33 protein-coding genes and 2 pseudogenes are annotated in these 26,449 nt (G+C 33.4%); 2 read left to right on the forward strand and 33 right to left on the reverse strand.

Features of this window, described 5'->3' with window-relative positions; translation table 11 throughout:
* Nucleotides 1-120: 120 nt before the first annotated feature.
* The 29 genes and pseudogenes from NSQ40_RS15460 to NSQ40_RS15595 form a co-directional block, all read right to left on the reverse strand.
* Nucleotides 121-312 (reverse strand): DUF378 domain-containing protein, encoded by a 192-nt coding sequence (locus NSQ40_RS15460; RefSeq protein WP_016115354.1) that lies wholly within the window; start codon nucleotides 310-312, stop codon nucleotides 121-123.
* A 207-nt stretch (nucleotides 313-519) separates the two neighbouring features.
* Nucleotides 520-2,259 carry a tetratricopeptide repeat protein gene (locus NSQ40_RS15465; RefSeq protein ID WP_003207579.1) on the reverse strand — a complete coding sequence of 580 codons (1,740 nt, stop codon included), beginning with the start codon at nucleotides 2,257-2,259 and terminating at the stop codon, nucleotides 520-522.
* A 25-nt stretch (nucleotides 2,260-2,284) separates the two neighbouring features.
* Nucleotides 2,285-3,229 carry an ATP-binding protein gene (locus NSQ40_RS15470; RefSeq protein ID WP_033796253.1) on the reverse strand — a complete coding sequence of 315 codons (945 nt, stop codon included), beginning with the start codon at nucleotides 3,227-3,229 and terminating at the stop codon, nucleotides 2,285-2,287.
* Nucleotides 3,230-3,462: 233 nt separating this feature from the next.
* Nucleotides 3,463-4,179, reverse strand: coding sequence for an endonuclease V (locus tag NSQ40_RS15475; protein ID WP_003198578.1), 717 nt, complete (start codon nucleotides 4,177-4,179; stop codon nucleotides 3,463-3,465).
* Nucleotides 4,180-4,200: 21 nt separating this feature from the next.
* Nucleotides 4,201-4,593, reverse strand: coding sequence for an immunity 22 family protein (locus tag NSQ40_RS15480; RefSeq protein WP_258248330.1), 393 nt, complete (start codon nucleotides 4,591-4,593; stop codon nucleotides 4,201-4,203).
* A 65-nt stretch (nucleotides 4,594-4,658) separates the two neighbouring features.
* On the reverse strand, nucleotides 4,659-5,348 hold the full coding sequence (locus NSQ40_RS15485) for a hypothetical protein (RefSeq protein WP_033796252.1): 690 nt from the start codon (nucleotides 5,346-5,348) through the stop codon (nucleotides 4,659-4,661).
* Nucleotides 5,349-5,419: 71 nt separating this feature from the next.
* Nucleotides 5,420-5,944, reverse strand: coding sequence for a hypothetical protein (locus tag NSQ40_RS15490; RefSeq protein WP_018766802.1), 525 nt, complete (start codon nucleotides 5,942-5,944; stop codon nucleotides 5,420-5,422).
* Nucleotides 5,945-6,000: 56 nt separating this feature from the next.
* Nucleotides 6,001-6,519, reverse strand: a complete 519-nt coding sequence (locus NSQ40_RS15495) for a SecY-interacting protein Syd (RefSeq protein WP_033796251.1) — start codon at nucleotides 6,517-6,519, stop codon at nucleotides 6,001-6,003.
* A 148-nt stretch (nucleotides 6,520-6,667) separates the two neighbouring features.
* Nucleotides 6,668-7,015 carry a DUF2185 domain-containing protein gene (locus NSQ40_RS15500; RefSeq protein WP_003198568.1) on the reverse strand — a complete coding sequence of 116 codons (348 nt, stop codon included), beginning with the start codon at nucleotides 7,013-7,015 and terminating at the stop codon, nucleotides 6,668-6,670.
* A gap of 213 nt (nucleotides 7,016-7,228) precedes the next feature.
* Nucleotides 7,229-7,573 (reverse strand): hypothetical protein, encoded by a 345-nt coding sequence (locus tag NSQ40_RS15505; RefSeq protein ID WP_241776689.1) that lies wholly within the window; start codon nucleotides 7,571-7,573, stop codon nucleotides 7,229-7,231.
* A 395-nt stretch (nucleotides 7,574-7,968) separates the two neighbouring features.
* Entirely contained in the window at nucleotides 7,969-10,356 is a 2,388-nt protein-coding gene (locus NSQ40_RS15510) for a penicillin acylase family protein (RefSeq protein WP_098101189.1), read from the reverse strand.
* 224 nt (nucleotides 10,357-10,580) lie between these two features.
* On the reverse strand, nucleotides 10,581-10,961 hold the full coding sequence (locus tag NSQ40_RS15515; RefSeq protein ID WP_003198562.1) for a hypothetical protein: 381 nt from the start codon (nucleotides 10,959-10,961) through the stop codon (nucleotides 10,581-10,583).
* A 121-nt stretch (nucleotides 10,962-11,082) separates the two neighbouring features.
* Nucleotides 11,083-11,697: an immunity protein Imm33 domain-containing protein gene (locus NSQ40_RS15520; RefSeq protein ID WP_003198560.1), complete on the reverse strand. Its 615-nt coding sequence runs from the start codon at nucleotides 11,695-11,697 to the stop codon at nucleotides 11,083-11,085.
* A gap of 33 nt (nucleotides 11,698-11,730) precedes the next feature.
* Entirely contained in the window at nucleotides 11,731-12,297 is a 567-nt protein-coding gene (locus tag NSQ40_RS15525) for a DUF1444 family protein (protein ID WP_003207573.1), read from the reverse strand.
* Nucleotides 12,298-12,421: 124 nt separating this feature from the next.
* Complete coding sequence (locus NSQ40_RS15530; RefSeq protein WP_003198556.1) at nucleotides 12,422-12,958, reverse strand: SecY-interacting protein Syd; 537 nt, start codon at nucleotides 12,956-12,958, stop codon at nucleotides 12,422-12,424.
* A gap of 221 nt (nucleotides 12,959-13,179) precedes the next feature.
* A complete protein-coding gene (locus NSQ40_RS15535) occupies nucleotides 13,180-13,911 on the reverse strand; it encodes a DUF4261 domain-containing protein (RefSeq protein WP_003198555.1) in 732 nt (243 codons plus the stop codon).
* 83 nt (nucleotides 13,912-13,994) lie between these two features.
* Complete coding sequence (locus NSQ40_RS15540; protein WP_033797027.1) at nucleotides 13,995-14,213, reverse strand: bacteriocin immunity protein; 219 nt, start codon at nucleotides 14,211-14,213, stop codon at nucleotides 13,995-13,997.
* A 201-nt stretch (nucleotides 14,214-14,414) separates the two neighbouring features.
* A complete protein-coding gene (locus NSQ40_RS15545) occupies nucleotides 14,415-14,888 on the reverse strand; it encodes an SMI1/KNR4 family protein (RefSeq protein ID WP_033798062.1) in 474 nt (157 codons plus the stop codon).
* A 47-nt stretch (nucleotides 14,889-14,935) separates the two neighbouring features.
* Nucleotides 14,936-15,325: an immunity 22 family protein gene (locus NSQ40_RS15550; RefSeq protein ID WP_258248329.1), complete on the reverse strand. Its 390-nt coding sequence runs from the start codon at nucleotides 15,323-15,325 to the stop codon at nucleotides 14,936-14,938.
* A gap of 108 nt (nucleotides 15,326-15,433) precedes the next feature.
* Entirely contained in the window at nucleotides 15,434-15,910 is a 477-nt protein-coding gene (locus NSQ40_RS15555) for a DUF6985 domain-containing protein (protein ID WP_003207564.1), read from the reverse strand.
* A gap of 100 nt (nucleotides 15,911-16,010) precedes the next feature.
* Nucleotides 16,011-16,154 carry a hypothetical protein gene (locus tag NSQ40_RS15560; RefSeq protein ID WP_176134302.1) on the reverse strand — a complete coding sequence of 48 codons (144 nt, stop codon included), beginning with the start codon at nucleotides 16,152-16,154 and terminating at the stop codon, nucleotides 16,011-16,013.
* Nucleotides 16,155-16,297: 143 nt separating this feature from the next.
* Nucleotides 16,298-16,492: pseudogene (locus NSQ40_RS29480) on the reverse strand (nucleoside triphosphate pyrophosphohydrolase); the annotation flags it as partial.
* Between the two features lie 137 nt (nucleotides 16,493-16,629).
* On the reverse strand, nucleotides 16,630-16,752 hold the full coding sequence (locus NSQ40_RS15565; protein WP_003203419.1) for a hypothetical protein: 123 nt from the start codon (nucleotides 16,750-16,752) through the stop codon (nucleotides 16,630-16,632).
* 219 nt (nucleotides 16,753-16,971) lie between these two features.
* Nucleotides 16,972-17,814 (reverse strand): SDR family oxidoreductase, encoded by an 843-nt coding sequence (locus tag NSQ40_RS15570; protein ID WP_018766793.1) that lies wholly within the window; start codon nucleotides 17,812-17,814, stop codon nucleotides 16,972-16,974.
* Nucleotides 17,815-18,051: 237 nt separating this feature from the next.
* Nucleotides 18,052-18,447, reverse strand: a complete 396-nt coding sequence (locus NSQ40_RS15575) for an immunity 22 family protein (protein ID WP_033796247.1) — start codon at nucleotides 18,445-18,447, stop codon at nucleotides 18,052-18,054.
* A gap of 223 nt (nucleotides 18,448-18,670) precedes the next feature.
* On the reverse strand, nucleotides 18,671-19,063 hold the full coding sequence (locus NSQ40_RS15580) for an immunity 50 family protein (protein WP_003203411.1): 393 nt from the start codon (nucleotides 19,061-19,063) through the stop codon (nucleotides 18,671-18,673).
* 148 nt (nucleotides 19,064-19,211) lie between these two features.
* Nucleotides 19,212-19,763 carry an SUKH-4 family immunity protein gene (locus tag NSQ40_RS15585; RefSeq protein ID WP_003203409.1) on the reverse strand — a complete coding sequence of 184 codons (552 nt, stop codon included), beginning with the start codon at nucleotides 19,761-19,763 and terminating at the stop codon, nucleotides 19,212-19,214.
* A gap of 34 nt (nucleotides 19,764-19,797) precedes the next feature.
* Entirely contained in the window at nucleotides 19,798-20,154 is a 357-nt protein-coding gene (locus tag NSQ40_RS15590; RefSeq protein ID WP_003203407.1) for an SMI1/KNR4 family protein, read from the reverse strand.
* A 108-nt stretch (nucleotides 20,155-20,262) separates the two neighbouring features.
* On the reverse strand, nucleotides 20,263-20,619 hold the full coding sequence (locus NSQ40_RS15595) for an Imm3 family immunity protein (protein ID WP_033796246.1): 357 nt from the start codon (nucleotides 20,617-20,619) through the stop codon (nucleotides 20,263-20,265).
* Between the two features lie 278 nt (nucleotides 20,620-20,897).
* Between NSQ40_RS15595 and NSQ40_RS15600 the strand changes: the two are divergent.
* Together NSQ40_RS15600 and NSQ40_RS15605 are read left to right on the forward strand one after the other, a co-directional pair.
* A pseudogene (locus tag NSQ40_RS15600) lies at nucleotides 20,898-21,017 on the forward strand (IS1595 family transposase); the annotation flags it as partial.
* A gap of 19 nt (nucleotides 21,018-21,036) precedes the next feature.
* Nucleotides 21,037-21,504 (forward strand): hypothetical protein, encoded by a 468-nt coding sequence (locus NSQ40_RS15605; RefSeq protein ID WP_033796245.1) that lies wholly within the window; start codon nucleotides 21,037-21,039, stop codon nucleotides 21,502-21,504.
* Here NSQ40_RS15605 and NSQ40_RS15610 read toward each other — a convergent pair.
* From NSQ40_RS15610 to pulA, 4 genes are all read right to left on the reverse strand, one after another.
* Nucleotides 21,486-21,983: an SMI1/KNR4 family protein gene (locus tag NSQ40_RS15610; RefSeq protein WP_033796244.1), complete on the reverse strand. Its 498-nt coding sequence runs from the start codon at nucleotides 21,981-21,983 to the stop codon at nucleotides 21,486-21,488. The two genes, NSQ40_RS15605 and NSQ40_RS15610, sit on opposite strands and share 19 nt — an antisense overlap.
* Before the next feature lie 110 nt (nucleotides 21,984-22,093).
* Complete coding sequence (locus NSQ40_RS15615; protein ID WP_003203399.1) at nucleotides 22,094-22,579, reverse strand: Imm30 family immunity protein; 486 nt, start codon at nucleotides 22,577-22,579, stop codon at nucleotides 22,094-22,096.
* A gap of 112 nt (nucleotides 22,580-22,691) precedes the next feature.
* Complete coding sequence (locus NSQ40_RS15620; protein ID WP_003203397.1) at nucleotides 22,692-23,057, reverse strand: hypothetical protein; 366 nt, start codon at nucleotides 23,055-23,057, stop codon at nucleotides 22,692-22,694.
* A 223-nt stretch (nucleotides 23,058-23,280) separates the two neighbouring features.
* Nucleotides 23,281-25,851 carry a type I pullulanase gene (gene pulA, locus NSQ40_RS15625; RefSeq protein ID WP_097786897.1) on the reverse strand — a complete coding sequence of 857 codons (2,571 nt, stop codon included), beginning with the start codon at nucleotides 25,849-25,851 and terminating at the stop codon, nucleotides 23,281-23,283.
* Nucleotides 25,852-26,449: the final 598 nt, after the last annotated feature.

Consider the following 26,449-nt stretch of genomic DNA (forward strand, 5'->3'; position numbering starts at 1 on the left):
TGCTTTATTAGGGTGCAAGACGCAATGGAACCGTTTGCAGATGCATTTACTTTTATAAACATACAAAAAAGTGTTAAGCATTTTATCTCGCTTAACACTCCATTCATAAATTTATAAGAGCTAATTGTCCGTAAAGAACCGATCATAAATTTGATAAAGAGCAGAAAGACCAAAAAGCCAATAAATGGTATCAACAAGAGCTGGTGTAGAACCAAACCATTTCTCAACTACATTATAATCCAGCGCAACAAACAACCAATTCAAACCGCCAAGAATCACCAGAATTACTGTAAGGTAAGACAAAAACTTCATTATGATTGCCCCCTAGGTGATAAAATGGTGAAAGGCCTTTCACTAAAATATATGTAACAAATCAAAAAACTTTCTTATTTTTTAATTAAATTTATCACACATTAACGAGCAGTAATATCCCTTCCTCAACATTCAGCAAAAACTAAAAGGAGGACATTTGTCCCCCTTACTTGTTATATAAAAGCAAACAATGTAACCTATATGATTTTATTTTGTTCCTACTGCAATACCTTGTGTATCAATTTTCGTAATTAACTCATGATATCTCTGCATCTCTCGCTCACTATTATCCCAACTTTCACCGTAAATGTGACTTATTTTTGTTGCTCGGATTTCTAAAAGAAACGAGCCCTCCTCATCTTGCAATAATACATATGTAATTGTTCCTTCTTTATAAAATTTAGTTGGATGTGCATTTTTTAATTTCTCGACACTAGGTTGGCCAACCTTTCCCATCACAACTGGAACATAACCTTCTTCAACAAATTGCTGAAGGGATTTCTCACTAAAATCACTTCTTTTCAATGAATATAAAATAGATTCCACCGTATACTTATTGAATTTTTCTTTTTGTTCTTCGAGCGCTCTATCCTGATATTCAACAATCGATTGTTTTGTTTCTTGGCTGATATGTGGCGTTGTATTTCCGGTTTCCCTCTGATACAGGTTGTATAATTTTTCAGCACGATAAATAAGAGTAAAAGAGAAAATAATGACTAGACAGATTCCCCATTTATTATACCGTGGAGATTTAATATCTGAATACGATTGAATTTGTTTATGTTCTTCAGACGATAATTGTGATCGAGCAACCGTGGGCGCTACCTCTGCGACTTGTTGTTTTTCAAACATGGCTTCTTTTCCCCAAAAACTTGCTAATTGCGACTCAATCTCTTCTGGTGACAGCTTTTGTGTCGATACATTTACAGGCTCTACTTTCCCAACTTCACGTGTCATTTTAGAGATTTCTCGATCTCTAATAGATTGATTCTGGCGCAGATTCGTTCTCCAATCCGAAGGCATACTTAGTCCAGCTTCTTTATATATCTTCCCTTTAATGATAGAAGAAACAAGACACATCACAAGAACAACAAAATAGATAATACCTGCATACCCTCCTATCACATATATAGGAAGAATAAGCCATCCAATAAAACTTAATACGATTAAAAAAGTATACACATACCGATTTAGATCATATACAAATCCAAATAACGAGCAAAATTTAGAAAAAGCTCGTACTAAAATTTGTGAAAATCCCATAGTAAAAGCACAAAATTTATTTTTCGTTACAATTGTATCTTTATAAATCCCTCTAACGTCTTCATCATTTGGATCTAGTTTCATCGCAGTTTCAGCTAGCATTCTTGCTTTTTTAAAATTACTCTTCTCCTTCGCTATACTTGCAAAACAGAAAAGATTCGTTATATTTTCTGGATTTAATTCTAAAGCACGCTTTTCAGCCTTTAATCCCTCTTCTTTTCGTTTTGGGAAATGTTTCAAAAGGATATAAGCATACCTACCTACATACGTTTCATTTTCAGGGTCTAATTCCATCGCCTTTTCTAGGTAAACAAGTACATTCTTCATTCCTTCAAGATGCATGACAGCTTCGCTCATATAGAAATAATATGGTCCCTCTTCAGGGTAGTTTCTTATACCAATTTCCGCTATTTCTCTTAATCTTGTAAAATTACTTTGCGCAGTAAAAATATCTAATCCTGCTAAAAGAACAAATTCATTTAAGTGATCTAATTTAAGCGCTTCTTCTATATATTCACTTGCAATATCACTTTCATGAAGCCCATAGAAATATACATAGCTTAAGCTGAGATATCCATAAACATCTTCTGGATCTTCCCTAACCATAAGTTCCGCTTCTTCTTTGGCACGCTCAACATCACCAAGTTTCAGCAAATAATAAACCCTTCTAAAATTGTCTTCCATTCCCTCATCCCCTGCTTCTTACCTGCTATTTCAATCTGTGTTCTTTCATATAATCTAGCACTTTATCAAAATCCTTATTCACATCGCTAAATGTCGCATAATTTTTTGCTGTTGAAAACCAATCTAAAGTCGTTGGCTGACGTTTTTTCATCGCTTCTAGCAAGTCTTCATTTGAAAGAGGTTGTAATTGCCCTGTTTCAAATGAACGCTGAATCGCTTGATTAATCGCATCCTCAACTAAATATGTTAAATCGGCACCCGAAAAATGCTCTGCATACTTTGCAACCAAATCAAGCTGTAATTCTGTTTTCGGCTTATCTTTTGTTTTCAAATCCAGTATTGTTAATCGTTCCTCATAAGTCGGCGGTGCAACAAAAACAAGAGAATTAAAGCGTCCTGGACGGCGTAATGCAGGGTCAATATACCATGGTGTATTTGTTGCACCAATAATATAAACTCCTTCATTAAAAGAATTACTTCCATCCATTTCTACTAGCAATTGATTTACTAGTGTCCGCTGATGATGGGAACCCATTTTTTGTCTATTCCCTCCAAATGCATCTAATTCATCAATAAACAAAATACATGGCTTTGTTCTCCGTGCTTCCTCAAAAATCTCATGTAAATTTTTCTCAGACTCACCCGTCCACATCGAAAGTATAGCTTGCAGTTCCAAATGAATAAAATTCGCATCAATTTCCCCAGCTACCGCACGTGCTAAAAATGTCTTCCCGCAACCAGGCGGTCCATAAAATAATAAGCTTCCACCTGTTTTCTTACCAAACGCTTGAAAGTATTCAGGATTTTTAATTGGCATAATAAAATCCATATTAATTTTCTTCTTAATCTCTTCCATTCCGCCAACATCGGCGAAAGTCATTTTACTTTCTTCAACTTCCACCATTCTATTTTGTTCTCTATCAAAAGAAATCACCTTAATTTTTTTGCGATATTTCTCCATTTCATCCATCTTCTTATCCATTCCCCTCTAAATAAACACTTTGATTCTAACTAATGTTGTCATGGTGTTTGTAGAGTGAATCTCTCCAAAAACACCATGAAGAATAGCTAATACAACTCATTATTATAAAAATGAAATATTCCAAAAAACATCATAGCAAATAAAGTTTTTATGCGTTGTCGTATTTCGTCGAATACAATAAAAAAAGGGATCATCCTCCTATCCCTTTTTACATAGACCTATCATCTATCATTTTCCCTCTTGTCTCTTCTCACCTTATGCGTTTCTAAATCTGCCAATCTCACTGGAATTGGTAATCTACTTTCTTTCCCGATTAAATTCGATACAATTTGAATACTTGTATCTAAATCGATATTATTTCCACAAGAAACAAAAATAGGTTTTACATCCTCCTTCGTTCTTAAAACTCTTCCATATACCTCGTCATCGATCATAATATCACTAAAAGTAAACGCCTTATTCTCTGGCATGATAAAATCAACATCTTTAATCTTAAGATAACTTTTCGCTACACCGATTGTAGGTTTTTGTAAGAAAAAAGAAGCATGTGTCGCAATCCCCATATGTTTATAGTGTAAATAGCCATTTCCATCGAACATAAATATATCTGGATTAGAGGTAAGCTTTTTGGCTGCTTCTATTACTAAAGGCAACTCACGAAATGCTAAAAAACCTGGTATATACGGTACCGTTACCTCCCCATAACTATAGACCTTCTCCACTTCCTTCTTCGTATGATAATCAATAACAACAATACAGCAAGTTCCATAGTGCTTATCATCTTTTTCCCAATAAGCTAAATCTACTCCAGCTATTAAACTTACATCTTCTAGATGAAAGTTATTTTTCAATTCAATTCTATGTATCAATTTATCTTGAATTTCAGAAAATTCTTTTTCTGAATGTAGATGAAATGAATGTATTTCTCTAACTTCCATGTTCTAATCCCCTTTTTATTATCATTTATACGAAACAGCTCCTATGTATTTCATTTCATAAAGATTTTCATTTTTATTTATTATTTCACCACTGTATTCATAGTTATAGATCATAATAATCGTGTTGTACTTCATCTCTAATATATTCGAAGTAAATCTTTTCATCTGTGGTATCACAACTTCTTCATAAGAACATCCTGCTAGTAAAGTTTCTAGATGATCACTTCGCTTTAAATAAAATTCTTTTTCAATAAAGTCCTCATCAATATCATACATACAAATATGAAAATCCTTTATAAATGGTGATGGTATGGAATCAGCATCATCTGTATATTTTATACTGAAATAATCCTCTAAAAAATCTTGAGATTCCATATTTCCTAGCCATAATGAGACCACACCTTCTTTTTCCATACATACAAACTCCATTCATATATAGTTTCTCAGTACACAAAAGTAATTCTTAAACCCTCTACATACTACGCTTCAAAACCAATCACAATCCATTCATCTACTACATCCCAAAAATCAACATTATATTTTGGCTGATTGTTTGCAAACCATAATGTAGCTTTATCACATTTGCAATTGTTATAATCAATAGCTACATAACCGCCCGCTCCACTTTTAAAAAATCCAAAAGTTGTTTTCAAATCAATTTGTAAGTTCTCCTCTAATTCTTCAATAATTCCCCACTCATCATCATCAAAATAAGTAACACATTCAAAAGGCACTAATCCCATAGCACCGCTCGCATAATAATAAAAACCATTATGAACTTTTTCATAAAACTTTCGAACTGAAATGGGAATTCTATCCCATGAAACTTCTAGCACTTTATTATGAAATGTATCCATAGGATTTCCTGCTTCATAATACACTATTTCACCATCCGATGTCTCCAGTATATATAACATCGAATACATGCCGTTATTTTCTATTAACTCCACATTGAAAAGGTGCTCTTCCAAATATGAGATTGTGTTTCTTAATTCTTTCCCTACGTATGTTCTCCAAATCTCTAAAACCATTTTTATTCTCTTGTTGCTATCGTGTTCTTTAAAAATTTCATACCAAATACTAGGTATGACCTTATTATCTATTTTATCTATTGATTGAAGCTTTACATTTCTTTTATATTTTCTTAAAAATGCAAGTTTTGGTTCCATATAGCCGTCCCCTTTCATTTCTACTTCTCTAAAGTAAAAAAGTTTTCACCACCAAATTCAAAGTAATACCTTTAAACTAATCTATTCAATTCTAACAGTTTATACCACTCATCCTCTTTACTTCCAATGGGATTCCTTATTCCACCCGCTTCAACAAAAGACAGGCCGATATCAATATATTTGCTCCCTAAAAAATAATTTTCTAAAAAACTGCTAAAATCACCGTATGATTCAATAACAAAATTTTGATCAATTAAATTTCCAAACAAACAAGATACTTCTCCATCAATTTTATTAATAAATAATGGATAATTTTCTACCGTTCCTATACAAATCCATTTATCAGCACCATCTAGCATATCTTCCACATAAAACTGAATACTTTTAAGTCTTTGATGGCCGTATATAGTAATTACTCCACCATTCAATATTTTGTATTTTCCTGCAATAAAATAATAATCTTTTAAAATATGATCTTCTAATTTTTCATCTATTGGGTTTTCTTCTTCCACAATTTCACCAATAATCAAACCGAATGGATCATCACCTAAAATATTTTTGACTAATTCTATTTTTTCAAATACTGATTTGCTCATATCCATTACCTCTTAACTTATATTTCGAATTTAATCCTATATAATATATACTTTCATTAGAGCATTGAAATGAGTTCTGCTAAACTATTACTAATAACTTCAAAAGTCCCCTTTTCATAATCTTCTATTTTCACTTGGCCATTTTCATTATCTACAACTACCAAAAGCCCGTTACATTCCATACCTATAGGAATATTTTTCAACTCATTATGGTGCGCTTTTTTATAATCTTGTAAAAAGGTATAAAAATCTCGAAGTTCGATTCCTGGTATAACAGAATTTAACTCTATGTTATACTCTAAATAACTACCTGCTAAATCTAAAAACCAGTAGGAATTATAATATTCTTTAATCGAATGATGTAATTGTACTGCTAATTTCTTTTCTATATCAGAAAAGTCATGAAATAAATCTTTTTCTATAGGCTTCCAAAAAATATATTCCTCTGCATCTGGTTCCCCTACATATATAAAAGAATCTGCTTCTTCTATCCATACGGATTTTGGTAATGAATGATTATAGTTTTTCCATTCCTTAAATAATTTATGAAAATACTGCTCCATTTCTCTTTTCATTTTCACTTCTCCCAAACCATTATCTATTCCCTACTTCATACAATTCACTAATAAGTTCAGTACAACTTCGTGTAGCATAATATACATTTTCTCTTTGTACAGAATCTATCTGGCTACAAGTTATTATTCCTCTTTAGAGTATGTTATTTTAATGGTACAAAAACTCGATAACTTCTTCTGTTATATTATCAATAAAATAACATTTTCCCTTCTCTACAACTAATTGTAGATCACTTCCAACCGGAAAGGAATAAACCGCTAGAATAGCAGGTTCAATTTGAGCTACTGTATTAAAATCACATACTACTAAGTTATTCGGAACGTTTACATAATCATCATCATCAATATCCGAAAAAAACCTCCAGCCATTATCAACGCTAGTCACAGATTCATCTCTAACCAACCATTTTAATTTTCCATTTCCATCTAAAATATTTTTCGATACGATACAGCCACCTGCATTTTCGATAAATTCTGACTTTACGTAATTGGACATATTTTCTCATCCCTTCTGTAGTTTCTTTTTATGATTTATTCTATTCCATATATTTCATTGATTGTTATGTAACTTGGATTCTTTCAACCTTATATAACTAAATGAAAACTATCTACAATTTTATACGTATTTCCGTGTTTATTTGATTTTTCAAAACTAAATGCATAGTTACAATAAGAAAATCTATCACTATACCTTTAACTATGGTAAATTCTATACGCTCTCATCAATAATTTTGAATCCACTATACTCAATCAACGCTCTAAACACATCGTTTCCACCGTATGGCCATGCATAGGGATAAAATTCAATTCTTCCAATATTGTTCGATACCTTTTCACAAGAGACTAGTTCATATTCTCCACAAGCAAATGCATCAATCATAGATTCAAAGTCCCATGGTGTTCTCAGTTTAGAATCTGTAAAACGCTTTTCTACAGGGGTTTGTTCCCATAAAATCTGGTGATGGTGTAACTCTTCTTCCGTCGGCCACCAAAATTGTTTTAATACCTCTTCTTCAAAATAATCTAGCCACATAGAATCACTACAATCTATCATCTCTTTTTCTTTCTCTTCTTTAAGATTGTAAAAAAATTTTCTTAGTCTATGAAAACAAGACTCTTTATGTATTACAAATTCAAAATAACAATTGCTCATGTACTCACCTCTATATATGTATAACTATGAAACTCTCTTCCTAAATTATAACATTCCATAATTTAATTATGGTACACTGTCGTTTTATAAGAAAGCTATTTATGATACGAAAAAGACTCTTACAAACGTAAGAGTCCTATAAAGTACAACTTTCATCAGTGAGTTTTTTCTTCATCTCCCACTGGTGGTTAGATGAACCAATTAGGCTTTTACGGGCAGGTATCCCTCACCTATCTTCCTCATTCCTCTCTGAAGCTTTAGGTGGGGTCTTATTTCCCGTTAATCCGGGATAAATCTTATTGTGGTTTTAAAGTTAATATTTTACCGTCAATTCGATCTGTACGAAGCGTAGTAGCATGATAGTTTCCATTTACCCAATCTTCTATTTGATCATGATACCAGTCACTTTTAAAATGTCCTGATTGTCCTGGTCCTACAATATGATAACCCTTTGACATATCCTTTGTATCTATTACAAATCGCCAAGATGCTCCGTGCTTCACAATCCCATCATCTCCATAACTTGCTGCTTGAACTGTAATATTACTTCCCCCAACTGGCACAGCCTTTTCACGATTGAAAAAAAAACCAAGTAACGGAGAGGATTGAGACATAGGATGCGTAAAAGAAAGCTTATGATATTCTCCCCACTTCCATTTCGTTACGTCTGATCCATATTGTTTTTCAAGCTTTTTCATTACCTTTGAATACGATGTATGTAAAACTTCTTTGAAGCCTCCATGTTTAGAAAACCATACACTGTTTTCCCCATTCATCTGCTTCCGTATCAATTGATCCACAACTTGTTGCTTACCTTCAAATAAACCCATTACATCCTTTGGTATTTCCTTTAAAAATAAAGTATTGGATATTTCTTTCATCCATAAATGAAAAATTAACGGGGCAGCTTTCTCTTTATTATCGTAAAAATCCCAATTTTCCAGCTCTTTTAACCCTTGTTTCTCCACGTCTGATACGTTTACTTTATTCAGTTCTTTCACAAACATTGGAACAAACTCTCTTGCCTGAAGGTTCTTTTGATCCATTTGCAAAGTTTGTAAATCCTTCGTAGTCAATTTATCCTTTTCCTGTAAAAATTCTTGAATACGCATTTGACGATACGGCTGCGCCCAAATATGACTAATATGATACGGATAATCATCATTTATTATTTTATTATTGGCTGTTGATATAAAGCCTTGTTCTGGGTTTATCAACTTTGGAAGTTTATCAAAGGGAATGTAGCCTTCCCATTCATATTCATCTGTCCATCCAGGAACAGGTAAAATTCCATCTCCCTTTTTACGTATCGGTATGTTTCCGTTTGCTTTATAAGCAATTGTGCCATCTGTTGATGCAAATAAGAAATTTTGAGTAGGAGTATGAAAATCTTCCAGCGCTGATTCAAATTCAGTCCAATTTGTTGCTTTGTTCATATTTAATACGGCCTTTAATTCCGCTGAAGGTTCCAATGCCGTCCATCTAAGCGCAAAAACAGCCTCATCTTTATTTTTATAAGCAAATTCTGAAATGACTGGACCGTGTCTAGTAATCGTCACTTCGTAAGGAATTGTTTTTTCACCTTTCACTTTTATAGGTTCATTCACAATCGTAGCTTTTTCCCATTTATCGTTATACAAAAACTCATTGGGATTATCCGGGTTTCTTTTTTCTATATATAAATCTTGTACGTCCGGACCTGTATTCGTGACACCCCAAGCAATTTGTTTGTTATGCCCTAACATAACACCTGGAACCCCTGCAAAAATAACTCCGCTCACATTTATGTCTTTCATCTCCAAATGTGTTTGATACCATATCGATGGTGTCGCCAAAGAAAGATGGGGATCATCTGCTAATATAGGCATTCCTGATGCACTTTTTTCTCCACTTACAACCCAATTATTGCTCCCGTTAGATTCTGGTGGAATAATTGCTTTTGCAAAACCACTGGCCACATTCACATCCAGATTATTTAGCAGCGCTAATAATCTAGGAGCATCCGTTGGATAAGTTGGAAATAATTCATAGGCCTGCTCTTTCGGAAGATGTTGAAGTGCCCAAAATCGAAATGCTTGTCCATGCCAATGACCACCTAAGTCAAAAGCCATATACTTGCCAATCGTTAAAGAATCAACTGGAGTCCATTCAGCAGGCTCGTATCCTAGTAAATGAAACTCTACTGGTAGTTTCCCGTCCTTTTTTGCTTCCTTTATAAATGCATTTACTCCATCAGCAAACGACTCCAATGCATCTTTTGCTTCGCCAGTATATTGGCTTACTGATGCTTCTGCTGCTCGCCTTAGCCCAAGGGTTCGGAACAATTTATCTTTATCTAGCGCCGCCTTCCCAACCACTTCGCCTAATGTTCCAGATGCTTGTCTTCTACTTAAGTCCATTTGAAACAACCGATCTTGCGCCTGAACATATCCTTGTGAAAAATATAAATCATGCTCATTCTCAGCTTTAATATGAGGTACCCCTCTTTCATCTCGTGTTACTTGAACCGATTTTTGCAATCCACTGACATGAACCGTCCCTTCTACCTTTGGCATTGACTTCATCACGAATGCATTTACAAAAACTGCCGCGATAACAAGTAGAAAAAGAAGAATACTACCAAACCAAATGACATTTTTTTTCCCCTTACCTCTTTTCTTCCGCTGTTTCACAACAACTTCCATACAAACTCCCTCCTTTTTCAATCTATTCGCTCATATTAGGAGAGAAACCTTTCAGATTGAAGAGAGTTGTCATGTACCATCCATCTTTGATATGTAGAATACTATTTATTTTTTACATTCTTATCGTGAACTGTCTCACTCAAAAGATAACGATAAACAAAAAGCCCCAGTAAATTTCGATTTACTGAGACTTTTTGTTTCTTGAATACTCAATAGTAAACTCTTTATCTTGAAAGCATGTCCAATAAAGGAATTTTAAATGCACCAAAAAATCTTGGAATGACAAATGCAACAATCAGAAAAAGCACTTCCACAGCTACCTTTTTCCACTTAGAATTCGGTGCGTACTTCTGATAGAAATAACAGCTGACAAAAGCTAAAAATATACATATCCCACCGATAAGAACTGGATATAAATACGGCATAACTATTGGCGCATATTCTGTACTCATATCAGCATTCGGATCGTCCCAAAACAAAGCTACCGTAACTGCAAAAAAGAAGAAAAATGCAAAATTTATCATATGGAAAACAGTAAGTAAAATAAACATAGTTAATATAATTTTATCCTTAACAACATGAAATAAACTATCTTTATAAGCCACAAATGTTCCTCCCTAAGTAATTGCTCCAATATGTAATAAGGCTCATCCTACACGATTCGATTTTTACACTTTATTGAGATACTAACATTAACAAATGGCTGGGTCTTTTTTCTATACCAGATTATTTATCGTTAATCCTATCCAAAATGTTCACATTATTTTCATCTACCACTGCTTTCACTACATCTTTTTCAAAGATTACAAGAAATCCAGAAGGTAGTGTTAGTACTTGAATAAGTGAAGGCTTCAATTTTAGTAATTCATATGCATAAAACGCTTCGTACTCTTCTGTATCATCCTCATCATTAATAGGACCTATATACCAACCGGAGTCACCTTTTTCACAATCTTTTGTTCTTTCTAAGTAAATATCATCTAACTTTAAGACATTTTTGGCAGCGACAATTTTATCACAAAATCGCAGCAATTCCCCTTCAATTGTTAATGGTTTTAAAAAACTCACTTGTGTTAATAGTATCCATAATGAAATCGTCAAATCATCTGTCATATCTTCAAATGGATTCTTCGTATAATCATGTACAGTAATATGAAATCCATCTTCCCTTTTATCAAGAAAATAAATCGACCAACCAACTTGTATAGAAAACCCATCTATTAATCGATCATTTTCTACTTCAGTTAAAAAATGAAATAACCCTTCTACCTGCACTGCGAAGATCTTTTCCGCCTGAGCAATGAAAGTTTTATCCCCTATCTTCTTAATAAACTTTCCCACTAATTTCTTCCCCTTTTCCTATGTGCATCATTTTCACTCTGAATAACTCCATTTCCCCTCACTTCTCACCAAAATTTTATCAATCAGTAAATGATCTCCATCTTCCCAAACCTTTTCTATTATTCCTCTCATTTTTTCAATCCCGTTACTAGCATTACAATCACAAAAAACAAGAATATCTCTCGCTGGTATCGCAACTGCATACCCATTTGATACGAATTCTTTTAATGAGTGCTCCCATAAGTCGTCTAGAACAATTAAGCTAGCTTCGAAATTCCCGTCAAGAATTAAAGCAAAACACCCTTCCGATAGCGTGTGAACCCGTAGTTCTTTTTCATCTGCTAATTTATAAAGATTATTGATCCCGATTTCTACTAACTGTTCCTCATCCAATCCTTCTTCTGATATATGCTTATTTTGAACATATTGAAAATAATCGTTTTGATGATCCTCAACTAAAAAGGTAATCATTAAATCTTCATTAAAAAATGTATGGACAAAACTATTTTCTTCAGATAAAATAAAGCATTCTTCCTCAAGATCCTCTTTTACTATTGGTTTTAAGTATGCAACTGCTTCCTTACAAAACCGGATTGTCATATAAATACGCCCCTTTACTTTCTATAACAATACACACCAATTAACAGATATAAAGCCAACAAAACACTACTAATTCATTGGAAGCTTAATCGAGAAATGAGTTCCTTTAAACTTGTACTAACTATCACCTCTTCAAACGTAAATTCAAAATCAATTCTTGTATATTTTCTGAAATTGTTTCAAATGAACTTCTCTCAAAATCTTCTAATTTCACTTTCCCATTTTCATTGTCAATCACAACTAACATTCCATTACCTTCAATACCTATTGGGATATGTTTTAATCTCTCTTGATGGTTCCCCTTATAGCCCTTTAACCGTTCTTTAAATGAATGCAATTCAATATTCGGCAATACCGCTTCTAATTCAATATAATAATTTTTATAAAAACCATTTAATTCAGCAAACCAATAGGAATTAAAGTACGTAATAACCGTTTGATGAAAGTGAATATCCATTTCTTGTTCTAAACGAATAAAGTCGTGTACGATATTTTTTTCTACTGGTTTCCATAGAATATAACCTTCCTCATCTATTTCCCCATCATAAAGAATAGGATTCATTTCTTCAAGAACTGGTGTTTTTAATAGAAAATCTAAACCTTCGTGCGCTAATTTTATTCTTAACCTAAAGTATTGTTGCATTGCATTTTTAATAGACACGCATATTCCCCTTTACTTCACTTAATTTTCCCCCTACAAATCTATCATCAAAAATGGATTTGTATCTCTTCAGTAACTGCCTATGTAAATATGCCCCTAAATTAGAAGTACTCCATTCTTATTCACCAGTATCCATATCAACTCTCATCATTTTTACAGTTAGTTATTTACAACAAATCGGATTTCCTGCACCATCTATTCCTATCACAACAAATTTTATACTACTCTTTTTTTACTAACGCCCAAATACCATACTGATTATAAAACAATTCATCTTCTGAAAAATGTTTACACTCCGTATGTTGCAATATAAAATGAGGGTTATTTTCATCTAGGCTGAATGTAGAATAGTCCGTTAAGCTAGGCTTTTCAATCAGATTATACAGACAAAAAACGTTCATTAATTCTTGAGCATATTGCGGGGTTACTTGATCTTTAAAAGTAATTACATCCGGCAGCCCAAAGCAATGCATACCACACGTATAGTAAAAATCATCTTCTGCGACTACTGTTACAAAAGCTTTGAATAATTGGACTTCATCATCTGTATGATACATATCCTTCCAGCTTTCAATTGTATTTGCAGTACCTGAGGATTCAACTTTCACGCCCAGCCCTCCAGCTTTTACAAGTGCATTTGCAGCATCAACTAACTTCCTTATCTTTTCAATGGAACCTCCTTCCCCAATTAAATACAGTGCTAAAGAATGTTTTCTAATAGGATCAAGGTCTTCCTCAGTAAATGAATTGTATCCAGCAATTTCAAACGCTTCTGCTACTCGCTCGTCATGTTCATATATATCAACTTCAAAAAAAATACTCGGGTCCCCTAGTTTACTCATATAATTCCCAGCAAACATATATCCCTCACTTTTTCTTACAATCGCCTCAATAAGTTCACTTCTATTCTTCCATAAACCAGGTATACATAATACAACTTTTGAACTTTCCATCTAACCCTCTCCTTATTTACAACATTTCTCTATGTAAATACTAATACAATCTCCTTCTAAACTCTCTCATCTACTTATTAAAGTTATTCTTTTTCTTTCTTATAACTTAATGCAAATTCTACTACTTCTTCAGGTGTTAATTCTATATCATTCCAAAATATTAAATCACTAGGTGTCGGATGCGGAACACCGCTATTATTGAATTGATTCACATATTCGCTATGTTCTGTTTCTGGTAAATCAAGATTATAGATCTTTTTTACAAGTTCAATAAGTTCCTCTCTGTTCATTTTACTTTTCATATCTTCCAACCTTTCAAATTGCAAAAATCGCTCCACTGTTCTTTCTATTCCAATTAAACTTTACATTACATTTATTGTACTATATTTCTATTTTATATTTTTACGTTTACTAGGGATTCCAATTCATCATATAATTTTATCAAGAAAATATGTATACGAGCTTCTTACATAAAATACGTTTTATCTTGCAGTTTTTTCAACTTATTCTGATAACATTTCAAAAAACTCATTTATATTATTCGCTATTTTTTCAGCGAATGGTTCAAATTCATCTGAATCCTCATGATACCAAATACAAATCTCTGGACTCATTTGATTTTCCCGATAATCTATACAAACAAAATCTCCCGCATATAGAGCCGCAATAGGAACTATCTCCGCACCAGTTAAATCCTCATCCGAAATAATTCGTTCATCCAATTGACTAAACACTACTTTCATATCATACATACCTTTTGGATTTTCACTTGGGTTATCCAATAAACATAGGAAACGCTCTACTACATACCGATTGTTTTTATGTGCAAAATACTTTGTGATGGGAATCGCTCCATTATTTTTCTTAATAAACATACAAAATTCTGAAGGGAATTTGACTTCCAGATTTCCCTCTATTCTTTCTAGCAACGTATCATCTGGGAGAGGATAAATAATACTTTCCGTTTGTATTTTCATTTTTTCCTCCTTGATGTTTTGATATTTCATTAAATACCTAAAAATCATTAATTATAAGGTACAGCACCAATAAATATAAATTCTAAACCCTCATATGTATCTTCTACTTTCTCAGCATCGTATTGAAAATCATAAAGCACTATAGCAGAATTCATCCTGTCCTCTACATTTACTTTTTTCATCAAATCTTTAAATCTCGGAATAATTACCTCACTATAAGAGAAATCCAGTAAAATCTCTTCTATATGTATTTTAGGTTCCTCATAAAACATAATTTCGATTTGATCTTCATCATAGTAACCAAAACCGAAATTCACTCCAAATTTTGAATCTATACTATCTCCATCTTCTGTATATTCCATATCAACATATTCTTGAAGATGCTGATATGATTGACTTGTTCCAAGCCACAACGAAGCCATTCCTTTATATTCCATATTGCCTCTCCTTATTATACTCTCCATCGTATAGAAACCTGTTCTCTTACTGTGAACGCCCTTATCTTGCAAAACTTTATTCATATGTAAGTTTTCTCGTTCTACAATTTAAATAACAATATCCTGATAACCAACTTCAATAACTTCTTCATTCTCAAATCTTACACCAATACCGTCCTCTTCCCATGTACAATTGAATATTAATCCTAGCCTTCTAACTCCATCTTCGAAATCTGGTAAAATAGTAAGTCCTATAGGATCAACCAACTTTCCTAATTGTTGAGTAGTTGTTATAATTGGTACTATTTCATCAGCAGACTCATCACCTAACATAGCTCTATACTCTAAACATTCTTCTTGATAATATTCGAATATAGCTTGTTCAGCTTCTTGTATAAGTCTATTTGTATCAGCGATGAATTTGCTATAAGCTTCTTCTTGAATTGCAGAAAACACATCATGTTCTTCCCCATCAATAGTTAAAGGAACTATTTTGTCATGACCCAAAATAGCTATTTTTTGTTTTCCGGTCCAATATCCATCATAGATAAGTTCACCAAATAATTTATGGTTTATTTTTTTCATCTATTCATTCTCCTATCGGATACTACTATTCTATTTTCTTGCTAATTACTTATACCGAAGTACAAATACATTCCCTAGCAAAACATAACCAAAACATTCGTTAAAAACTACACCAAAAGACACGATCTACTGTTTGTTGGAAAACAGGTACTTTCATAAAGTTTAATAGTATATCTTTCTCATTTGTCCCAACATATTCATCGTTATCTACATTATAAAATTGAAGGACTTCCACTTTACTCAATTAAGATTTGAAACCATAATCAATTGGACCCCATTCTTGAATTACTTGTCCATTTCTTTCAATTTTTCCTCCTCCCTGTTTAAATTGTATACTTGAAACTAGACTCAAACCAACTAAAAACAAAGAACAATAAGAAAGCAATATAAATCTGCTAGTTTTTCTACTTTATAGTCTTTATTTTTCGCCTCTAAATGCTTCGTTAACTCTTCCCCTGTTTTCTTGCATACTTCTTCTATGTATTCTTTTCATCTAGTATTCTTGTTGTAAGTAAGTGTTTTACTATTATTTGTAATCATTTCTTGGATTGGGGCACGTACTAGTTTATTGTAGGTTGGCATCGTGATTCCTCCGGTATTTTTGTTTCCCTTCAATTATAATATCTATTCACAAACGATACAGGCACCTTAACAATTTTATTGTAGCTTGTTAAAGTGCCTCTTCATCACTAAATATTCTTTATTGCTTCCTTGAAATACTACTCTTCTTCCCTTGACTGTTTTACAATATTGTTAAAATGACCTTGCGTTACACCAGTGCTCCAGATGATTTCTTCTATTAACTTATAAAGCTGATTAGCAATGATATTTGTACACTTCATTTTTACGTGTTATCGCTTTGTACATAAACAGTGATGAAAAATCCCTACAACAGCTGCTAGCATTAACATTGGGCAATTGATTGCCATTCTACTCTGGTCTTCCATCATGTTTCAAATAGGACATTTACTCCTTATGAAGAAGAAAAGAGAGTTGAGTGAATATAGGGTGAAAGGAAAATACCCAGTTTGAACAATAATTAATATCAGTTTTGTTAGTATTTATCCATTTATAATTTCCCCACCATTCACGTGCAGAATTTGCCCTGATATGTAAGATGCATCATCGGAGGCCAAGAATACATAAGCAGGTGCCACTTCAAACGGTTGACCGGCTCGCTTCATAGGAACATGGTCTCCAAATGTAGCGAGCCATTCTGGAGGCAAGGAAGATGGAATTAATGGAGTCCAAATTGGTCCCGGGGCCACACCATTCACTCGAATCCCTTGCGATGCCAGTGACAATGACAGCGAACGTGTAAATGAAACAATTGCTCCTTTAGATGCCGCGTAGTCAATTGCATCTTGATCTCCATCATAAGCACTAAGGGATGTTGTATTTATTATGGAGCTCCCTGAATTCATGTATGGCAAAGCAACTTTCGTAAAAATAAACTGAGAAAAAACATTTGTGTGAAAGGTACTTGCTCGTTGGTTCGAATCTACATCAAGTAGACTATTCCTTATGTATAGTACACCAGCATTATTCACCAAAATGTCAATACGGCCAAATTGGTGAATGGTTTGCATTACTGCTTGTTGGCAATGCTGCTCATACCCAATATCACCTGGAATGGTAATGCAACTACGGCCGTACTTTTTGACATAGAACGCCGTTTCTTTTGCATCGCTGTGTTCATTTAAGTATGAGATTGCTATGTCTGCACCCTCTTTCGCGAATGCTACAGCGACAGCTCTACCAATTCCACTATCTCCACCAGTTATAAGTGCTACCTTATTTATAAGCTTACCGGCTGGTTTGTAATTGGGGTTATCAAATATAGGTCTGGGTATCATTAATGATTCAATGCCAGGTCTACCTTGTTGTTGAGGCGGGAAACCCATCACATACACCCCTCTCAGCATTTTTCTATAATGTATTATGATATACAAGAAAATATATCCTTTTCAAAAAATTAAATAGACGAAGTTTTCATGCGTTCATACTCTCCGAATATTTCTAGTAGCCTTATATTTTTCATTAAAGATTAAACAAAAAATTTAAAACACACTTATTATGCTTTGAGCGTTTCACCACATTATAAGCAGCAGATACTTTGACCATAAATGTCTTCACCAATATTATTCTTCCCACTCTTCATAAATAACTGCGCCAGCATAAACAAGGTGCTTATTTTCAACAGCATTAGCTTCGTTATATTCAAAATCATACACTCTAATCACTGTGTTATAACTCTCTAACATATGTTCCCCATAATAATCTATGAATTGAGATATAATCTTTTCATAATAAGATGCGCCTTCTAATAACAACTGTAAAGATGTAGTTGAAATATCAATAAATATGATTTCCAATAGATCTTCATTGTAATTTATAAAATCAATTTGAAAATCTCTCATAAATTGTGATGGGATTCTGTCTCCCTGTTCATCAAATTTTATTTCCACATACTTTTGCAGCATTTCTTTACTCTTAAAATTCCCTAGCCATAGAGACATTACCCCTGGATTTTCGATATTAACCCTCCTTTATGCATTCTTACTCGTTTATTAGGGGTCGTTTTATTTTGAATTCTCCTTACCCACTGCTAGCATCGTCCTCTTCTATTAATAATGCATCCAAACGCGACCTTTAATACTCGATTCAAGAATGACAGAATATGTAGCCAAGTAGCAGCCCTCCTCAAATGTTACATTTTATAAAAAATAGGCGTTCTTAAATTTAGCTACTAAAACTTGGTCAGTGTAGCCCTATTAAACCAGGGGTTATGTTCTCTATTTTTGCCCATCTAAATAAGCATTCAACTTGCATTTGATTTCTACACTTAATTTTTAATACCCCTTCTTCTTCAATAGCATTTATTCCAAATTGATGAATTATATTGTCTGTTCCTATATCTTTGATTATTAAATCTTGAATACAAAAGAATGAAATTTCTATATAAATTACATCCCATTTATTCCATCGTTTCGGTTTATTTTCAACAGGTTCCTTTGTCATGATTCGAATAACTAAAGTCGGACCATCTCTTTTAAGATGAACATCTAATAACTCTGATTGTTCAAACTCTGGTATCATTCCAAAAATACTTATAAGTGCTTGAGGATTTAAGATTTTAAGTTGATTAATCATTTTTATATGCCTTACTTTCTTCGATTTTCTTTTCAAAATAATGGAGCTTCATCTCAAAATTCAGAGAAAAATATGTAGAGAAACATTAATTATGAAATCCCGATAGATGTCCCAAAGATGAAGTACATCATCTATAAAATACATTCTTTTATTCAGTAAGGTTTTCAAGTTCCTCAGACCAAAATGTATTCTTTTCTACAGCCTTTGAATCGATACGCCTTACTTCATTTTCAAACCAGATACGCACTGATTCCGGAATTTCATTATCTAAAAATGCAAATTCACCATTTATCTGAATCGCTTCATCTATTAACTTAGAAAACAATAGAAGGCTTTCTGCAAATTGATGAATGGAAGAATTAATGAAGATTTCTTCATAGTTGTTGTCGTGATGTAAATAGACTACATTATTTGTTCTCTCATCAATACAAAGAGGATCTCCAGAACCAGTCGTACCTATAAACCAATAAAACTCAAAATCTATTGGCATGCCAAATTTTTGAGTTACATTCTGCATTAATTCAGTTGCGTTATCAAACTCTATAAATGGAGCAGCCGATGCTGGAAGACCCGCTTCACTTAAAAACCTTCTCGTATCACTAGATAAATTTGTATGCTGTAACATATCTCGATCTAATTTGTTTAATGTCCCGTCTCTTTTTTCATTCCATCTATCACAAAATTCTTTAGGTGAACTCATTTAAATACCCCTTTCCTTTTTTCATCCCCATAATTTACTCCTCTTCCATTCTATTGAAATCAATCATTTCCCTAATCGCGAACTCCAGCCATTCCCAAAAATCATCGAATTCCTTCCTCTGTTCAAACCCTTCTGTAGCGAAGTCATGAATCACTTGAACCTTTTGTCCTTTTCCAAATTCAAAGCAGGCAATATCATCATTATCATCTCTTCTAGCAAAAGGAACTAATTTTCTATTTGGATACCTTTCTTTCAAATCAAGAAAGCGTCTAGTTGCTTGTGCTGATTCCATCATATACCATAAATCAAAATCCACTAAATGTAATTCAATTGCTTTTCTATATGCTTCTGGATATTCAAACCCATCTATCTTAATAAAATAGCTCCCCACTCAAATTCCCGCTTTCTCATTTATTTTGAGCAAAACAAAGATATAGCTTTTCTCCTACTCGTTTACCTTCAAATACTTCCTCTTCAGCACTAAAGAGAATAAACCGCGCTATTCTGCTGAAGGATTATAATCAATCTCTACTTTTTCAAGACCTTCCAATACTTTATGTATTCTGTTAGATAAATCTCTTATTTCTTCTTGTGTTAATTCCCCCATTGCGTCTAGTGGATTAAACTTGCTTAATCTCTTTGTTATACCTTTTATATACCCAATGAAAACTTTGTCATGAGATAACACTATTTCACCTACAGCTGTATCAACAATTACGTCTTCTATTTCTCCGAGATTTATATACTCATAACAAGTTCTCGCAATTGCATCTTTCTGTCCTCTATCTAAAGTTAAAAAATCATTATAGGCCTCATTAATGGCTTCAAACAATTCATTGTATTTCCAGTTTTCCATTTCTGGTCCCTCCATTAGGTATTCATTATCATGTTGAATTTAAAGTAATTGTTTAGGCATGAAAAGCTAAGTCTAATTTAAAATCACCATGTCAGTTCTCCTTTTCCTACCTTTCTCCCATCATTTTGATTGTCTACCACTACATTTTACAATCCTAGCAATTTTCAAATCAAAAAACTTGAAAGGCATTGTACAATCAAGTTTTTTACTACTGTTTATTTAACGCTGTTTTCGCATAGATTGTTGCTTTCTTGACCACCTCGTTGATAGCTTGATACAATCGTGTCCAAGGTGTGGCTACAAAATACCTTGATAACTATCTCTATTGGTTCCGTTGGTTAGAAATAGACAAGCATTTAGCATTTGAAAAACAAGTAGAACAAATGCTAAATGCTTGATAAGGAGGCGAAAATTACAATGGATGAATTACTTTTAGAGATTGAAAAATTTAGGAATTGGGCTAAAACAGCAGATAAGTCCTTTGGTGAATGGGAAACTGAATATCTCCATTGGGATAGAATATATCGCCTTGTTAATATGCTAGTAGATGCTTCTCCTGTTGGAAAATGGAGTTCTGACCTTCTAAATGATTTTCTATATATTTTAGCGAGAGACAACGAATGTGAAATAATTATTGATACTTTGATAGAAAATCCAAGCCAACTTCTATCCCTTGCGAAACACTCGGTATCTTTTCCAGACCACGATGCCAGGTGGCAAATAGCTTATGGACTTGGAGAGATATCTGAGAATAGCAAAGAAATCAAAACTCTCCTTAATCAATTTTCACTTGATGAATTTGAATACGTTAGAAGAAGAGCATCATTTGCATATGAGAACAGCGTTATTTTAAAATTTATGAATGATTATATGAGTCCATCATAAGCATCTCCAAGTGATACAAAATCACTCTGCATCCAATACCAATACTTCCCCTTATTATGTATAAGTCTTTCAAGTAGATCTATAAACGATGTTGCAATGATTTGTGATTCCCCTGCAATTCCATGACGATCAAAGAAGCTATCATAACATTTCCCCAATCTATTTCGATTTAGGTCAATTGTTAAGTATTCCTCTTTTCCATCATTACATATAATATACCAATTGGAAGTAATATCATCTTCACACTGCTCACTTATTATTACTGGATTTGCTAAAATAAATTCTTGTGGGGAGACAATATAAATCGGATACTCCTCATTCTCGAACAAAACCGCTCCTCCGCAAAGACTGTAAAATCCCTTTACATCCTCAGGTAGGATATGCTTCTTCTCATTAATTATCGGTAATCCTGCAGGCTCAAGCACACGACAATCAGATAAAGACTCTATTTGTGCAATGAGTTGACTCATTTTTTTCATTTCTATCACTCCTAAAGTGATATTGATTATATTCTTATTAGCGAATTTGAGTACATTTTTATAGCTACCTTCCTCTCATTTATTGCCACTCAAATTTCTTTTGTACAGTTTCAATTCACTTCATTGATTGCGGAATGACTTAATATAAAATCAACCTTTTCCGCAAATAACTCCGGCATCTCACTCTTTACATTACATAAAATATCTTTCACTATTTGTTTCGTATGCCCATCAACCTGTTGTAAAGCTTTAATATATGGCAAAATTAACTCTTCTGAATTTAAAAGTGTTCGATGAATTCTATCTGCCCAAAATTCTGCCTGGGATAACATATTTGGTATTCCATTCGCTAACTGTACAAGTCCATCCTCTAATCCATTCCGGCTTGCAATATAAAAAATGGTTTCAATTACATCGCTGTCTGTAGAAGGTTCCGCTACCTCGTCTTCAAATATTTTACAAAGTTCTGGAATCACTTCATTTCCTGCATGAAATGATAGTTCATTTAATATTTCTTCAAATTCTTCAATATCATCGCCTTCATTTTCCATAAAGCGCATTTTATATAAAATAGCAAGTTGTTCTTTATAACTCATGATGTACCTCCCGATTTTATTGTTATTCACTAATTACTAGAATACAAAACACTATTTAAACAATTATGATGTAAAAAAACAGCAGAGTTTTTAAAACCTCTGCTGTTTTCTGTTATTTAACTTCTAACGTGAACCAATTATTTATTGAATAGACAAGCGTTACCAAACAGCCGATTACACCAAACCAAATAGCATTAGGATCAATCTTTGAACCAAATAATACTGCTATTAACGATACCATACACAATAGCATCGCTAGACCATTAATCTTAATTTCGACTATATCGCCACTTTTTACTTGCTTTTCTTTACTTCCAAAAAATAATTGATTTGCTTTTATCTTCGCTTCTTTTACATCAGAAGGGAGCGTGTACTCTTCATTATTTTCTAATTTCATTACAACTTCATTATCCACTTTTAAAGCTACTCTTGTAGCCCCACCCATCATACCTGTTGCCCTTATTACTTTTATAGCCATTTTAAACTCCCCTTAAACTTTTGTTCGTCTAATAAAAACCTTCCTACTTTTCAGTCTAGTATATTCCCTACAATTTTTCATCTTTTTCCATAATTTATATTATCATATTTGGAATTAATTTATTAATAGGAGTATGATTGTTTCTACCTTTTACTTTATAGTCTATGATGAGAATCCTGTTTCTCTCCAGATATGGTTAGTGGATTTTTTAAATCATCTATTCTTATTTAATCGGTTTCTCTGTTTTTAAAACAAATGAACTTAATGCGGGAACCTTAATCTTATTATCATGGAAAACATACAGCACTTTACTTCCTGCACGTTCACCATCTACTAGCACTTTCCAAGGACCTTTTGATGGAAGAGTAATTTCCACCGCTTCTCTATTCGCATTGTGAGCTACAACAAAATATTCGTTTTTATTACCATTTGCTTTGCCATCTATTGTATAAGCTACAACATTTTTTGGCGCATCAATGAACGTTAAATGTTTTTTTATTTGTTCAGCAGATGTCATGCGAAAAGCTGAATGGTTGTTACGCAACTCTATTAAGCCTTTCATATACTCTACTTCTTTATCAAATGCTGCACGGCGCACCCAATCCATTTGGTTAATAGAATCAGGAGATTTGTAGCTATTATGATCACCATATTTTGTACGCATGAACTCTTGGCCTGCATGCAAGAATGAAACCCCTTGCGATGTTAATATGATGGAAGAAGACAACTTGTGCATTTGTTTACGTACTTCTTCACTGTCGCCAGGATTAGTCAACTGAAGCTTATCCCATAATGTATGGTTGTCATGTGCTTCAACATATGTCAGAACCTGCTCAGGATCCTGATAAGTATACACTTTTTTATCATAGTCGATACCAGCCGTAATTCCTTTTTTAATGCGTTCTTCCATGTTTTGCATTCCGTTCACAAAACCATTATCCTTATCCCCGAATACGCTTCCTTTCAATCCATCACGAATATCGTCATTAAAATGAGCGATTCCTTTCATTTTCTCCGCATTTTTTTGATTTGCTTTTAACTCAGGCGCTAGAGGCGTATTTAAATCCCAACCTTCTCCATGAAGAATAATAGAAGGATCAATTTGATTAATGGCTTTACGTATCGCATTCATTGTTTCGACATCATGAATACCCATCAAGTCAAAACGGAATCCATCTAAATTATACTCTTTTGCCCAATACACGACGGAATCTATCATAAATTTCCTCATCATCTTTCGTTCAGAAGCCGTATCATTCCCTACTCCTGTTCCATTTGCGAGTGAACCATCCTCATTGTAACGATAATAATAACCTGGAACTAACTTGTGGAAATTGGATTCAGCCGCATTGTACATATGATTATATACAACGTCCATCACAACACGAAGATTATTATCATGAAGTGTTTGAATCATCTGCTTTAATTCAGTAATTCGAACAGTGGGCTCATAAGGATTAGTAGAATATGAGCCTTCTGGTACATTGTAATTTTTCGGATCATATCCCCAGTTATATTGTGGTTCATTTAATTTTTCTTCATTTACTGAAGCATAATCAAATATCGGTAAAAACTGGACATGAGTAACACCAAGATCCTTAATATGATCAAGACCTGTTTTTACGCCTTCGGGTCCTCTCGTTCCTTTTTCTGTTACACCAAGATATTTTCCTTTTTGTTTAATACCACTTTCAGGTTGAATGGAAAGATCACGTACTTGTAACTCATAAATAATAGCATCTTCCGGATTTTTAAATTTCGGCTTTTTGTTCCCCTTCCAATTTTTTGGATTTGTTTCTTTTAAATCAACGACTGCACCTTTATCACCGTTAACAGAAGCAGCACGCACATATGGATCAACGGCCTCAGTCCATTTGTCCCCAATCTTCACCTTATATGTATAAAAAAGGCCCTTTTGATCACCTGTCAGTTTTGCAGTCCAAGTTCCTTTTCCCCCTTGATCCATGCTGATTTCAGTACCTTTTTCATCATTCCATTTTTTATAAGCAACCAACTTTGCCTCGCTCGCAGTGGGAGCCCACAAACGAAACTTGGTTTCCTGTGGCGTATATGTATTCCCTAAATCATTACCATCATAATAAAATAAATGATCAAATTCCTCGCTACGAATTACTTTACCAATTTCAGTATTAGCTTCAATGGAATTTCCCATTTTGATTTTGTATGTTTTTTTTAAATCAAGATTCTTTTCTGTAATGATTTTGACCTTATTGGTAATATCTCCATTATTTGTGTCATAAGGACTAACTTTCTCAATGTTAACGCCCTCAATTTCAATTTTTTGCTCCTTAATATTGAATGGAGCATTGGTAGTTATAGTGATTTCATTGAAGCTATCAATAGTCGCCTTCTGAATAGAAAGTTCAGAAGAAGGCTTAGAATTGTAAACTTTATCATCGCCAGAAAGAATCCATACTTCAGCACGGCCATCCTTAATATTTTCAATCCAACGATCACCACCGTCTTTTTCCCATTCATTCGTACGAACTATAAATCCGACACGATTATAATCACCATCTATTTTCACCTTAGCATACTTACCAAACTCATCTTCCCCAGTAAATTCATAGGATTGACCATTCGTATTTTCGGCCCACATCCAAAGATTCCAATCTTTTATATTTCCAGACTTCTCCTTATAATGAACGATAATTTCAGTTGTTTTCGTATTTGATTCTGCTTGTACACTCTGAAAAGAAAAACCAGATAATAGCATAGCAATTACAGTAAGTAATAAAAACGTCTTGTTTATTAATTTTTTTGTAATATACACTCCATTCACCCTTTCTTAAAATATTACGAATAATTCATTATGAGTAACCCTGCATAAGTTAATCTAGAAATCGCTTTTATAACACCTCCGTATTGAATGTTTTCACTTATGTATTTCAATGATCTTTTAATAGAAAAATCAAAGGTATAAAGGAGTAAGAAATTAACGAAAACGTTTGCATTAAATATCAAAAAAAATACTTACTTATTCCTTTTTATGTCTCTAAATATCAAAAGATCATGAAAAACATTCTAAAGAAAACGTTTGTTATCGCTTTCAATTTTATAGCACGAACCATAAAAAGGTCAATATATTATTAATTTTCTGTTTTTACCCTATGTACATATTGTTAACATGTAAAGTTGTAACCCCTTGAAGATAGTAAACATGGACATATTTTGACTTTAAGACTTCATCTCTACGTCAACACATACTAAATTTACTATCCTTATTGCTAAATTTCTCCTACTTTGCATAAAAACTCTCCTAAGTATATAAATCTTTTATTTAAAATATCGGTTAAACAATAATTTTCTTCTAAAACAAAAAGGGCTTTCTCATAAGTAAGTGAAATCGACTTATGGAACAGCCCTTTTAT

Origin of the sequence: Bacillus sp. FSL K6-6038 (assembly GCF_038050455.1) — a bacterium.
Lineage (GTDB): Bacteria > Bacillota > Bacilli > Bacillales > Bacillaceae_G > Bacillus_A > Bacillus_A pseudomycoides.